This is a genomic window from Streptomyces shenzhenensis (assembly GCF_003688995.1).
Classification (GTDB): domain Bacteria; phylum Actinomycetota; class Actinomycetes; order Streptomycetales; family Streptomycetaceae; genus Streptomyces; species Streptomyces shenzhenensis_A.
In genome coordinates, this window is the sequence record NZ_PENI01000018.1 from 132,664 (window position 1) to 145,653 (window position 12,990).

The 12,990-nt window shown below is 74.1% G+C and carries 11 protein-coding genes; 5 read left to right on the forward strand and 6 right to left on the reverse strand.

The annotated features are described in order from the left end of the window. Positions 1 to 12: 12 nt before the first annotated feature. The 5 genes from CTZ28_RS26285 (at position 13) to CTZ28_RS26305 (ending at position 6,174) form a co-directional block, all read left to right on the forward strand. The gene (locus CTZ28_RS26285; RefSeq protein ID WP_183154596.1) at positions 13 to 993 is read left to right on the forward strand and encodes a hydroxyacid dehydrogenase; all 981 of its coding nucleotides are present in this window, start codon (positions 13 to 15) and stop codon (positions 991 to 993) included. Then, positions 990 to 2,882 (forward strand): DUF2264 domain-containing protein, encoded by a 1,893-nt coding sequence (locus tag CTZ28_RS26290; RefSeq protein WP_121892168.1) that lies wholly within the window; start codon positions 990 to 992, stop codon positions 2,880 to 2,882. The genes CTZ28_RS26285 and CTZ28_RS26290 overlap by 4 nt, the downstream gene beginning before the upstream one ends. Before the next feature lie 176 nt (positions 2,883 to 3,058). Then, a complete protein-coding gene (locus CTZ28_RS26295) occupies positions 3,059 to 3,814 on the forward strand; it encodes a DUF4118 domain-containing protein (protein WP_121892169.1) in 756 nt (251 codons plus the stop codon). Positions 3,815 to 4,072: 258 nt separating this feature from the next. Further along, positions 4,073 to 4,495: a hypothetical protein gene (locus CTZ28_RS26300; RefSeq protein ID WP_121892170.1), complete on the forward strand. Its 423-nt coding sequence runs from the start codon at positions 4,073 to 4,075 to the stop codon at positions 4,493 to 4,495. Between the two features lie 275 nt (positions 4,496 to 4,770). Beyond that, positions 4,771 to 6,174, forward strand: coding sequence for a glutamate decarboxylase (locus CTZ28_RS26305; RefSeq protein WP_121892171.1), 1,404 nt, complete (start codon positions 4,771 to 4,773; stop codon positions 6,172 to 6,174). A gap of 141 nt (positions 6,175 to 6,315) precedes the next feature. Here CTZ28_RS26305 and CTZ28_RS26310 read toward each other — a convergent pair whose 3' ends face one another. The 6 genes from CTZ28_RS26310 to CTZ28_RS26335 all read right to left on the reverse strand — a co-directional run bounded on the left by CTZ28_RS26310 (position 6,316) and on the right by CTZ28_RS26335 (position 12,990). Next, a complete protein-coding gene (locus CTZ28_RS26310) occupies positions 6,316 to 8,283 on the reverse strand; it encodes a helix-turn-helix domain-containing protein (protein WP_259471810.1) in 1,968 nt (655 codons plus the stop codon). Between the two features lie 77 nt (positions 8,284 to 8,360). Further along, positions 8,361 to 9,161 (reverse strand): 3-hydroxybutyrate dehydrogenase, encoded by an 801-nt coding sequence (locus tag CTZ28_RS26315; RefSeq protein ID WP_121892172.1) that lies wholly within the window; start codon positions 9,159 to 9,161, stop codon positions 8,361 to 8,363. Positions 9,162 to 9,215: 54 nt separating this feature from the next. Continuing rightward, entirely contained in the window at positions 9,216 to 9,695 is a 480-nt protein-coding gene (locus tag CTZ28_RS26320; protein ID WP_121892173.1) for an NUDIX hydrolase, read from the reverse strand. 90 nt (positions 9,696 to 9,785) lie between these two features. Next, complete coding sequence (lnt, locus tag CTZ28_RS26325; protein WP_121892174.1) at positions 9,786 to 11,393, reverse strand: apolipoprotein N-acyltransferase; 1,608 nt, start codon at positions 11,391 to 11,393, stop codon at positions 9,786 to 9,788. 152 nt (positions 11,394 to 11,545) lie between these two features. Next, positions 11,546 to 12,100 (reverse strand): hypothetical protein, encoded by a 555-nt coding sequence (locus CTZ28_RS26330; RefSeq protein ID WP_121892175.1) that lies wholly within the window; start codon positions 12,098 to 12,100, stop codon positions 11,546 to 11,548. A 104-nt stretch (positions 12,101 to 12,204) separates the two neighbouring features. Beyond that, the gene (locus CTZ28_RS26335) at positions 12,205 to 12,990 is read right to left on the reverse strand and encodes a glutamate racemase (RefSeq protein ID WP_121892176.1); all 786 of its coding nucleotides are present in this window, start codon (positions 12,988 to 12,990) and stop codon (positions 12,205 to 12,207) included.

Below are 12,990 nucleotides of genomic sequence, written 5' to 3' on the forward strand. Positions count from 1 at the left end.
GCCGCGCTCGCCATGTCCCGGGACGCCGCCGCGGCCGTCCTCGATCCGGCCGCGCTCGCCGCGCTCGGCGAGATCTGCGACCTCGCCGCGCCGCCCGCGCTGGACGACCTCGGCACACCGCGGGCCCGGGCCCTGCTCGCCGAGGCCGAGCTGCTGGTCACCGGCTGGGGCTGTCCGCCGCTGGACGCGGCGGTGCTGACCGCGGCACCGCGGCTGCGCGCCGTGGTGCACACCGCGGGCAGTGTCCGCGGCCATGTCACCGAGGCCTGCTGGGAGCGGGGCATCGAGGTGTCCTCCGCCGCCGCGGCCAACGCCGTGCCGGTGGCCGAGTACACGCTCGGCATGATCCTGCTCAGCGGCAAGCGGGTGCTGGAACGGGCCCGTGACTACCGGGTGTCGCGCGCCCGCGACAGCTGGCTGGGGCTGCCCGCCGCGGTCGGCAACTACCGTCGCAGGGTCGGCATCCTGTCGGCCTCGCTGATCGGCCGCCGGGTCATCGAGCTGCTGCGCCCGCACGACATCGAGGTGCTGCTGCACGACCCGTACGTGACGGCCGCGGAGGCGGCCGAACTCGGCGTCGAACCCGTCGGGTTGGCCGAGCTCTTCGCCCGCTGCGACACCGTCAGCGTGCACACCCCGCTGCTGCCCGCGACCCGCGGCCTGGTCGACCGGAAGCTGATCGGGTCCATGCCGGCCGACGCCGTACTGATCAACACCGCCCGGGGCGCGGTCGTCGACCAGGAGGCGCTCACCGACGCCGTGCTGGCCGGGCGGATCCGGGCCGTGCTGGACGTCACCGATCCCGAAGTGCTGCCCGCGGGCCACCCGTTGTGGGACTCGGACCACGTGCTGCTCACCCCGCACCTCGCCGGCTCCCAGGGCAACGAGTGGCGGCGGCTCACCGACCTCGCGCTCGCCGAGACCGCCCGCTGGGCCTCCGGCGCCGGCTTCCGGTATCCCGTACGACGCGAAAGGCTGGCCTTCCTCGCATGAGCATCCCGTTCGAACTGCCCGCGGAGGACCGCGACACCAGCCCGTACACCGGCTACACCCGGCCCCACTGGGAGGCGGTGGCGGACGGTCTGCTCACCGCCGCGTGGCGCTGGGCCACGCCCGGCGGCGCGCTCCTCGACCTGCCCGGCCGGCCCTCCCGCTCGGGGGTGCGGTCCGACGGACTGGAGGGCTACGCCCGGACGTTCCTCGCCGCCGCGTTCCGGGTGGCGGGCGCGGGCGGCGACGATCCACACGGCTGGCTCGACCGCTATGCGCGCGGCCTCGCCGCGGGCACCCGCTCCCCCGGCCGCGACGACGGCGAGTCCTGGCCGCTGATCCTCGACCACGACGTGCAGGGCCAGCCGATGGTCGAGTCGGCGTCGGTCGCGCTCGGACTGCGGCTGACCGCGCCCTGGCTGTGGCGCCACCTCGACGAGGACGTACGGGACCGGGCGGAGCGGTGGCTGCGCGGGGCGCTGCGGCAGGTGCCCGCGCCGAACAACTGGTATCTCTTCCCGTTCACCGTGGCCGGGTTCCTGGAGTCGGTGGGCCGCGGCGACACGGAGACGGCGGCGGTGCGGCAGCGGGCGCTGGAGCTGCTGGAGGGCTGGTACCGCGGGGACGGCTGGTACGCGGACGGCGACGGCCGCGCCTTTGACCACTACAACGGCTGGGCCCTGCACCTGTATCCGGTGCTCGACGCGCACCTGGGCGGCGACGCGGACCTGCTGGTCCGGCACGGCGCGCGGCTGCGCTCCCATCTGGCGGGCCTCTCCCTGATGTTCGGCGGGGACGGCGCGCCGCTGCACTTCGGGCGGTCGCTGACCTACCGGTTCGCCGCCTCGGCCGCGGTGTCGCTGGGCGCCGTCACCGGGCACACCCCGCTGCCGCCGGGCGTCTCCCGGCGGCTGGCCGGCGGGAGCCTGCGGCACTTCCTGGAGCGCGGCGCGCTGAACGCCGACGGCCTGCTGAGCCTGGGCTGGTACGGCCCGCACGAGCCCACGCTGCAGCCCTACTCCGGGCCCGCGTCGCCGTACTGGGCGTCGAAGGCGTTCGTGTCGCTGCTGGCGCCCGGCGACCATCCGCTGTGGACGGCACGGGAGGAGGCCGCGCCCGTGGAGGAGGCCGACCGGGTCCTGGCCCTGCCGGCGCCCGGTCTGCTCGTGCAGGCCACCCGCGCGGACGGCATCGTACGGCTGCACAATCACGGCAGCGACCACGTCCGGCCGCACGAGGGCGAGACGGCGGCCGGCGACGATCCGCACTACGGCCGGCTGGCCTACTCCACCCGGACCGGGCCCACATCGTCCGCGAACCCGGCGGACAACCATCTGTCGGTGGCGGTGGCGGGACGGCCCAGCGTGCGGCGTCGCGTCCATCCGCTCGGCGCCGGTCACGGCGACGGCTGGGGCTGGGCGGCGTCCTGGCACCGGCCCGTCTTCGCGGCCGGGCCGCCAATGATGCCGGGGCTGCGGGTGGAGAGCGTGACCGTGGCACTCGGGCGGTACGAGCTGCGGGCGCACCGGGTGCTCGGGGCGCCGGCCGGGGCGCGGGTCACGCACACCGGCTGGGCCACCGGGCCCGACGAGGGCCTCGCGTCGGCCCTGCACCCGCTGCACGGTTGGGACGGTCCGGCCGAGACGCTGCGCGCGCCGCAGGGCACCGCCTTCGCCCGGTGGGCGCTGGTGCCACGGCTGACCGGTCCGGCGGGCGGCACCTCCGTGCACGTCTGCCTGGCCACGCTCGACGGGACCCCGGACGGCACACCGCCGGCGCGGGCGGTCACCGACGTCACGGTCCACGACGACACCGTCGAGATCACCTGGGCCGCCGGCCACCGCACCCGCATCGCCTTCGACCCGGTCCACGTCACCCACCGCACCGGCTGAACGGACCCCACCCGGCACCGGACGCCGGTGAGCTCACGCCGCGACGCGACGCGAGCTGCCACCGAGCAAGATTCCGCAAAATAAACATGTTTCGGCGCAAGAGGGGCGTCAAGGGGAGCCCGGCGCGGCGCACCGGCTGCTACACCGGGAGACATGCACGGCAGGAGGTGTCCACGATGCCCGAACGCCTGGTGAGAGGGCCCGTCGCCGCACTCGCCGCACTCGCGGCGCCCCTCGCGGTCTGTGCGGTGCTGCTGCCCTTCCGCGCCGGCTTGGCCAACGCCGCCGTCGCCCTCGTACTGATGGTGGTCGTCGTCGCGGCGGCGGCCCTCGGCCGGCGGCCGGCCGGCGTGCTCGCCGCGCTGTCCGCGACCGTGTGGTTCGACTTCTTCTTCACCGTGCCCTACGAGCGCCTCGACATCACCGGCGGCACCGACGTGACCACGGCGGTCACGCTGCTCGCGGTGGGCCTGGCCGTGTCCCAACTCGCCGCCCGCGCCCGGCGTCTGAAGGTCGTCGCCATCACCGACGCGGACCAGCTGGCGCAGATCCACCACGCGGCCCGGCTGGCCCGGACGGCGACCTCCCCCGACGCCGTCGTGGAGTGCGTCCGCGTGCAGCTGGTCGGCCTGCTCCGGTTGCGCGGCTGCCGCTTCCAGTACGGCACCCTCATGGGCCACGCCCCCCGCCTGGAGAGCGACGGCACCCTCGCCTGGGGCCGCCGCACCTGGGACGTCGACCGCCTCGGAATGCCCGACGAGGACATCGAGCTGCGTGTCTTCGGCTGCGGCCGCTTCCAGGGCCGGTTCCTGCTGCGGCCCACGCCGGGCCACGTCCCGTCCCTGCAGGCACGCCTGGTCGCCGTCACCCTCGCCGACCAGGCCGGGGCCGCACTTCAGCCCGCCTGGAGGAGCACGGCGCCCGCCTCCTGACACCGTCCCGCGCCCGCCGGTCCAGGCGCTCCTGATACGCGGGCCAGAGACGCGAAGGTAAGAGAAGCGTAAGAGACCCCGGGTCCGCGTCAGCCGTTTCACCTGCGCGGACACACGGAGGGTCACGGCGTCCGACGGCTGCGGCGGACTGATCGGGATGCCGCTCCCGGCGACCCGGTTCACCCTGATGGAGGCGCGGCATGGCCCCACGGCACATGTCCGGCCCAGGGGGGCATCCGTCAACCAACGGGAGTCACCATGACCTTCACCTTCCGCAGCCGTACCGTCCGGACGGTCGCCGCAGGCGCCCTGACCGCGGCGCTGGTGTCCGCCGGCTCCGTCGCGGCCCACGCCGCCACCGACCCGAGCCCGAAGCCCACCACGAAGCACAGCGCCGTGCCGAAACGCGCCACGCTCACGGCCGAGGCCAACTCGGCCACCGTGAAGTCCGGCGAGGAGATCCGGATCACCGGTCGCAGCAGCGGTCTTCAGGCCGGCGACCCGGTGACGCTGCAGCAGGAGAAGAACGGCGAGTGGACCACACTCCCCGCGGGCGACCCCATGGACCTGCAGGGCGAGTCGTACATCCTCACCACCCGGCCCACCGCCACGGGCGTCCAGCACTACCGCGTGATGTCCGGCACCACCTACTCCCCGACCATCTCCGTGACGGTGGAGTAAGGACCCGGCGGGGCGGTTCGCCGCCCCGCCGGAACCGGCCCCGCACACCGGCCGTCGTCACCGCGCGTGGCGGCGGCCGGCCCACGGGGGCCGCGAACGGCAATGCCACGGTGAGCCCATGACCGGTTGTCACAAGAGAAAAATCCGGTTCATCACTCCGCAAATCGCTCACTAGATCGGTGTAACCGGCACGGCTGCCGGGCCACGAAGAGATCTAACGTCCGGAATGTACGCGGGCCGCACCCCACTCGGACCAGAAAGGCCTCCAGGCACCCATGCCCATCCCGGATACCGGCGTCCTGCCGGAAGCAGACCCAGACACCCTCATCGACTCCCCCCATCTCCTCCCCCAGCCCGCCGACACGCTGCTCGTGCCGGTCGAGGAGCTGCCCGCGGCGCAATCGTCCCCGGACACGGTGTACCGCCGCGTGCGCGACGAGCTGATGCTCGACGGCAACGCCCGGCTCAACCTCGCCACCTTCGTCACGACCTGGATGGAGCCGCAGGCGCGGCATCTCATGGCCGAGACCGCGGAGAAGAACCTCGCGGACCGCGCCGAGTACCCGCAGATCACGGCCATGGAGGAGCGCTGCGTCCAGATGCTCGCCCGGCTGTGGCACGCGCCGCACCCGGAGCGGGTGCGCGGCTGCTCCACCACCGGCTCCAGCGAGGCGGCCATGCTCGGCGGGCTCGCGCTCAAGCGCCGCTGGCAGGCCCGCCGCCGCGCCCAGGGCAAGGACGTCTCCCGTCCGAACCTGGTGATGGGCGCGAACGTCCAGGTGTGCTGGAAGAAGTTCGCCAACTACTTCGACGTGGAACCGCGTTACGTCCCGATGGAACCGGGCCGCTACCACCTCACCCCCGACACCCTGACCGCCTACTGCGACGACAACACCATCGGGGTGGTGACCGTCCTGGGCTCCACGTTCGACGGCTCCTACGAGCCCGTCGCGGACATCTGCCTGGCCCTCGACGGCTACCAGGCCGCCACCGGCACCGACATCCCCGTGCACGTCGACGGCGCCTCCGGCGCGCTGGTGGCGCCGTTCCTCGACCCCGGCCTCCTGTGGGACTTCCAGCTCGAACGCGTCGCCTCCGTCAACGCCTCCGGGCACAAGTACGGCCATGTCTTCCCCGGCCTCGGCTGGGCGCTGTGGCGGGACACCGAGGCCCTCCCCGACGACCTCGTCCACGAGGTGGACTACCTCGGCGGCAGTTCCCCGACGTTCACCCTCGCCTTCTCCCGCCCCGGCGCCCATGTCGTCGCCCAGTACTACAACTTTCTGCGGTACGGCTTCGAAGGGCTGCGGAACCTGGCCCGCCAGAGCCGTTCGACCGCCCGCGCACTGGCCACGCAGATCGCCGGCATGCCGCCGTACGAATTGGTCACCGACGGCTCAGAACTCCCCGCCTTCGCCTTCCGGCTGGCGCCCGGCACCCCGGACTTCACGGTCTTCGACGTGTCCCAGGCGATGCGCGCCCGTGGCTGGCACCTGCCCGCCTACACCTTCCCCGCCCCCTGCCAGGACGTCTCCGTGCTGCGCCTGGTGGTGCGGACCGGCTTCACCGCCGAGCTGGCGCGGCTGTTCGTCTCCGACCTGGCGCAGGTGACCGCGCAGCTCCGGGTTCCCGACCCGCGCCGGAGCATCGCGGCGTTCCGTCCGGCCGCCGCGACCTGATCCCCGGCCCCCGCCGCCCGTCCGGACCATGACGGACGGGCGGCGGACCGTCCGGTCGCGACGGCCGGCACCACCGGTAGCGGCGGCCGGGCTGACGCTGGTGGCCGTCGGCTTGGCCGTGCGCACCGGCCCCGTACGGAGTCAGTGCCGGGCCGGCGCTGCCAGCCGGTGCAGACGCAGGGCGAGTTGGATCTCCAGGGCGCGGGCCGGCTCCTGCCAGTCGGCGCCGAGGAGCCGTGCCACCCGGTCGAGCCGCTGGGCGACCGTGTTCACATGGACGTGAAGGTCGTCCTTGGTGCGGGCCGGGCTCATGCCGCAGGCGAAGTACGCGTCGAGCGTGCGCAGCAACTGCGTACCGCGCCGCTCGTCGTACGCCGCCACGGGCCCGATGGTGCGCTCGACGAAGCCGGTCACGTCCCGCTCGCCGCCGAGGAGCAGCCCGAGGAAGCCGAAGTCCTCGGCCGCAGCGCCGTCTCCGCACCGGCCGAGCAGATGCAGCGCGTCGAGGCAGCGACGCCCCTCGGCGTAGGCGGCGGCCACCGCCTCGGGGCGGGCGAGGAGGTCAGCGACCGGGGCGGACGCCCCCACCGTGACCGGCTCGTGGACGGCCGTGCCGAGGTGGCGGGCGGCGCGGCGGGCCACGTCGGTGGCGGTGTCGCCGGGGCCCAGCGGCAGCAGCAGGACGGTGCCGCCGTCACGGGCGGCGGCCAGGCCGTGCCGGGTCGCGGCGAGATGGGAGGCGGCGGCGCCCAGCCGGCGCCGGGCGGCGGCCTCGTGTTCGGCGTCGGCCGCGGGCCCGCCGAGGCGGGCGGCCAGGACGACGTGCACGGCGTCGAGGTCGGCGTGCAGCCGGGACGCGCGGTCGCGCAGCAGGCGCGGGTCGCGGTCACGGGCGTCGAGGAGGTCGTCGAGGAGTTCGCCGCGGACCCGTTGCTCTGCGTCGGCGGCCGAGCGGCGGGCGAGCAGGAGCAGCGAGGTGACCATCGCCGCGCGTTCGAAGGTGCGCTGGTCGACGGGGTCGAGCCCGGGGTGGCCGCGCAGCACCAGCGCACCGAGGAGTTCCCCGCCGGCGGCGACCGCGGCGATCCAGTCGGCGCCGTGGGGCACCGCGTGGCCCTCCGCCCGTGAGGCCTCGACCGCACCTGCCGGCGCGTCACCGGTCTCGGTGAACTCGACGGTATCCGCCAGGACTTGGGAGACGGCGGCGGCCACGTCGTGCACCCCGCCGCCGCGCAGGACGAGTTCGGCGAGCCGGTCGTGCACGTCCGAGGCCCGCTCGATCACCGCGCTGCGGTCCCGGATGATCTCGTTGGCCCGCTCCAGGTCGGCCAGGGCCGAACGGGTCTCGGTGAGCAGGTTCGCGGTGTCGATCGCGGCGGCGGCGAGCGCGGCGAAGGAGCCGAGCAGCGCGATCTGTTCCCGTTCGAAGACCCGCGCGCGGCGGTCCGCCGCGAACAGGACGCCGATGACATGCGGACCGAGCATGAGCGGAACGCCGAGGATGGCGACCAGGCCCTCGTCGCGCACGCCCGTGTCGATGGTGAGCGTGTGCCGGAAGCGGTCGTCCTTGAAGTAGTCGTCGGTGACGTACGGGCGGGCGGTCTGGGCGACGAGCCCGCCGAGCCCCTCCCCCATGCCCAGGCGCAGCTGCTGGAAGCGGGCGGCGACCGAGCCCTCGGTGACCCTCATATAGGTGTCGCCCCGGGCCGGGTCGTTGAGGCTGAGGTAGGCGACGTCCGTGCCGAGCAGCGAGCGGGCGCGCTGCACGATCGCTTGCAGGACGGCGTCCACGTCGCGCAGTCCCGCGAGGTCGTGGGCGGTCTCGAAGAGCGCGGACAGCTCCGCCTCGCGCCGCCGCCGGCCCTCCAGTTCCGCGCGGACCCTGAGCGCGAGGAGCTTGGCCCGCTCCAGCGCGGCGATCCGGTCGGCGGGCCGGCCCTCGGCGCGGGCGAGCAGCACCGGCTGCTCGTAGGCCTCGGCCGGGGCGTCACGGGCCAGCAGGTCGAGGAACGGCGTCCCGGCGTCGCCGTCCGGCGGGCCGGCGGCACCGGCCGGGAGCCCGGCGGTGCCGGCGGGGCGCCTGGTGGAGTGCAGGTGATCGCGAGACATGCTCACAGGATTCCGCATCGTCGGCCCGTCCCGTCCGGCCTGTGGAAAACTCCCCGGCCCGTGGTTCGCCCGGCCGGTCAGTGAGCCGTCCAGCCGCCGTCGAGCACGAGCGAGGTGCCGGTGACGAAGGCGGCGTGCGGGCCGCAGAGATAGGCGACGGCCTCGGCCACCTCCTCCGGTTCGATGAGCCGTTTGACGGCGCTGTCCTGGAGGAGCACCTCGGACAGCACGCGTTCCTCGGGGATGCCGTGTGTCCGTGCCTGGTCGGCGATCTGCTTCTCGACCAGGGGGGTACGCACATAGCCGGGATTCACACAGTTCGAGGTGACGCCATGGCGCGCGCCCTCCAGGGCGGCCGTCTTGGACAGGCCCTCCAGTCCATGTTTGGCGGCCACATAGGCGGACTTGTAGGCGGAGGCGCGCAGACCGTGGACGGAGGAGATGTTGACGATACGGCCCCAGCCCTGGCCGTACATGTGCGGCAGGGCGCCCCGGATCAGCCGGAACGGGGCCTCCAGCATCACGGTCAGCACCGTGTGGAAGACGTCGGGGGGGAACTCCTCGATGGGGCGGACCAGTTGCAGGCCGGCGTTGTTGACCAGGATGTCGGTGCCGGCGGCGGCGCGTTCGGCGGCGTCGAGGTCGGTCAGGTCCAGGATCTGCGGTTCGACCGTGCCCGCCAGCTCGCGGGCCCGGTCGGCCAGCGCGGCCAGGCCGGCCGCGTCCCGGTCGACGGCGCGCACCGTGGCGCCGGCGGCCGCGAGCCGCAGCGCACACACGCCGCCGATACCGCCCGCCGCGCCGGTGACGAGGGCGGTACGGCCGGAGAGGTCGGGCGAGGGGGCGGGCGGGCCGGGCAGGGCGCTGAGCGAGGTCATACCCAGACCCTAGGCAGCACCCCGACCCGGCCACATATGGTCACGCCCCATACTTCATTCAAAACTCGTAGGGACAAACCATGTGGGTTCGTCGGACAGGGCCTGCTTGATCCGGAACAGCTGGGGTTCGTCCATCGTCGGCATGGCGTCCACCTCGAACCAGCCGACCTCCAGGGACTCGTCGTCGTTGACGCGCGCCTCACCGCCGACGGCCCGGCAGCGGAAGGTGAGGTCCATGAACTGGCAGATGTCGCCGTTGCCGTAGGTGACCACTTCACCGGACTTCACCATCACGACCCGTTCCGGGACACACCGGACGGCCGTCTCCTCGTACACCTCCCGCGCGGCGCAGTCGGCCGGCTGCTCGCCGGGGTCCGGGATACCCGAGGGCACCGCCCACTTGTGGTTGTCCGCGCGTCGGCCCAGCAGCACTCTGCCGCGGTCGTCGAGGACGACGGCGCTGACGCCGGGAAGCCACAGCAGTTGGTGGCCCGCCGAGGCCCGGACGGTACGGATGAAGTCAGGAGTACCCATGGACCCGACACTAACGGGCCCGGTCGCGTTCCTCCCGCGCTGGCAGCGGGGCGCACGGCGGCCGACGGGACGCGTCGGCGGTGCTTGCCGTTACGCGTCGGTGGTGCGCCGGGTGCGCGCACCCGCTGCGATCGCCCAGCCGAGCCCGCCCGCGGCGACCAGCACGAGGGCGATCTCGGGCAGGATGCCCAGCCGGGTGGCGGGGGTCTCGGAGGAGCGCAGCGGGATCTTCTGGACCAGGTAGTCCGGCACGAACATGCCGGTTCTCTGGGTGATCTTCCCGTTCGGCATGATGATCGCGCTGACGCCGCTGGTCACCGGCACGGTCACGGTCCGGCTGTGCTCGACGGCGCGGACCCGGGACATGGCGAGCTGCTGGTAGGTCATCTCGCTGCGGTCGAAGGTCGCGTTGTTGCTCGGCACGGAGATCATCTGCGCGCCGTGGGTGACCGTGTCCCGCACGGCCCAGTCGAAGGCGGCCTCGTAGCAGGTCGCGAGGCCGACCCCGGTGCCGCCGATGTCGAAAACGCCCGGCCTGGTGCCCCGGCTGAAGTCCTGGCGGACCATGCTGGTCCAGCTGTCGTTGATCGCGCCGAGCAGCGAGCGCAGCGGCAGATACTCGCCGAACGGCTGGATCTGCCGCTTGTCGTACGTCTGTGTGGGCCCCTTGGCCGGGTCCCACAGGATCTGCTCGTTGAGCAGTCTGCCGTTGCGCTCGACGACCCCGCCGACCGAGATGGGCACGCCGATCGCCTTGGCCGCGTCGTCGATGACGAGGGACGCGTCGGGGTTGGCGAAGGGGTCGATGTCGGAGGAGTTCTCCGGCCACAGCACGAAGTCGGGCCGGGCGGCCTTGCCCGCCTCTACGTCGGCGGCCAGCTTCTTGGTCTCGCGCGCGTGGTAGTCGAGCACGGCGCGCCGCTGGGCGTTGAACTCCAGGCCGGAACGCGGCACGTTGCCCTGGATGACCGCGACGGTCACCGTGCCGTCCTCGGCCTTGTCGCTCACCAGCGGCCGGGCGGCCAGCGCGCCCGCCACCGGTACGACCACGCTCAGCAGGGCCGCGGCGGCGGTCCCTGTGCGCACGCCACGGGTGCGGCGGCCCTCGACGGCCACGCGTACGGCCTCGTACAGGCCGAACCCGCACAGGACGACGGCGAAGCCGAGCACGGGGGTGCCGCCGACCGCGGCGAGCGGCAGGAAGACGCCGTCCGCCTGGCCGAACGCGATCTTTCCCCAGGGGAAGCCGTGGAACGGTACGCGCGCGCGTACCGCCTCGCCGGCCACCCAGACGGCCGCCGCCCACACCGGCCAGGCGGGCAGCTTCGAGACCGCGGCGACGCCGAGCCCGACGAGCGCGACGAAGACCGCCTCCACGACGACCAGGGCGAGCCAGGGCCCGGGGCCGACCTCCACGCCGGTCCACACCAGCAGGGGCAGCAGAAAGCCGAGGCCGAAGAGGTAGCCGAGGCCGAGGGACGCCTTCCAGCGCCGGCCGCGCAGCACCCAGCCGAAGCCGGCGAAGGCGGGCAGGGCGAGCCACCACAGTGTGCGCGGGGGGAAGCTGACGTAGAGCAGCACTCCGCAGAGCGCCGAGACGGCGGCCGGGACCGGACGCAGCAGCCGGGAGCCGCGTGTGGGCCACGGCCGCGCCCGGAGCCGGTCCGGCTGGTCCACGGATGGTGCGGTGACGGTCACCCCGGGAGTCTACGGCCGGTGACCTTGCCGCCGACAACGCGGTCCGGAGGGGCGGCCCACGGCACTCCCGCACTCGGTGCTCGCCGTGACCGCCGGCCATGCCTGGGCCGGATCTCCGGGGCACCGGCCGGGCCCCGGCAGTGGTGGCGGTCTCAGTGGGCGGTGCCCGGTGTGATCGTCCGCAGCCGGGCCTTGATCACCCGAACGGCGGACTCCGCGTTGTCCACGGTGATCGTGAACGTGTGGCCGTCCCACAGCCGGAGCACCACGCCCTCGCCGCGGCGCACGACGACCGCGGTGCCCTTCTCGGGCCGCCAGCGATACCCCCAGCCGCCCCAGTGGCGCGGGGTGACGTGCGGCGCGAACTCGGCGCCCGCGACATGGCTGAGCAGGATGCGGCGGCGCGGCAGCCCGATGTGCCCGCAGCGCACTTCGAGGGACTCGTGGTCCAGCCTCAGATCGACGTGCACGAACGCGAGGGTGCCGAAGAGGACCAGCAGTCCGGCCGCGATACAGCCGACGACGGACATGACGAGCGGGGCGATGCCGGAGGTCCAGGCGGACGCCACGGCGAGTTCGATGCCGAGGGCCATACAGGCGGCGCCGACGAGCGCGAGCAGCCACTGGACCCGGTTGGTGGCGCGGCCGGTCCACACCTCGGGGTGCGAGGCGTCGGCGGTGTCCTCGTCGTGGGTGTGGTCCTGCATGCCTACGAGGTTACTCAGGATTCGCTGCGCGGGTAGCGCGTTGCGCACAGTGACCGCACCGGGTTGCGGGATGCGGGCCGGCGTGCCCGTCCGGCCGCCGGTGGTCAGCGGGCGGGGCTCGCGGCCACCAGGACGCTGCCCTCGGCGTAGTGCAGCGCGGGCGCGGGCAGCGCGCCCGCGCGGCCGCTCAGCAGCACCGTCACGGTGCCGTCGGCCGGCGCGCCGGGAGCGGGCCGCTCGCCGATCCGGCGCAGCGTCTGGGCGGCCACCGCACCGGCGCTGCCGTGCAGGACCAGCGGCGGGGCCGCGGCGCGCTGCACGGCCGCGCGGATGCGTTCCGCGACCAGTTCGTAGTGGGTGCAGCCGAGGACGACGGTCGTCACGTCGTGCGGGGTCAGCCCGGCGGCCGCGGCGACGGCGGCGTCGATCGCGGCGTCGTCCGCGTGCTCGACGGCCTCGGCGAGTCCCCAGCACGGCACCTCGGCGACCGGCACGCCGTCGGCGAACTCCTCGATGAGCCCGCGCTGGTAGGGACTGCCGGTGGTGGCGGGTGTGGCCCAGATCGCGACGGGGCCGCCGCCGGCCGCGGCCGGCTTGATCGCCGGGACGGTGCCGATCACCGGGATGCCGGGCTCCAGGCGGGCGCGCAGGGCGGGCAGCGCGTGCACGGTCGCCGTGTTGCAGCCGACGACGAGGGCGTCGGGACGGTGCGCCGCGGCGGCCTCGGCCACGGCAAGGGCGCGCTCGGTGAGGTCCTCCGGGGTGCGCGGGCCCCACGGCATGCCGTCGGGGTCGAGGGAGAGGACGAGATCCGCGTCCGGCCGCAGGCGCCGCACCGCGGCGGTGGCCGCCAACAGGCCGATTCCGGAGTCCATGAGCGCGATCTTCAC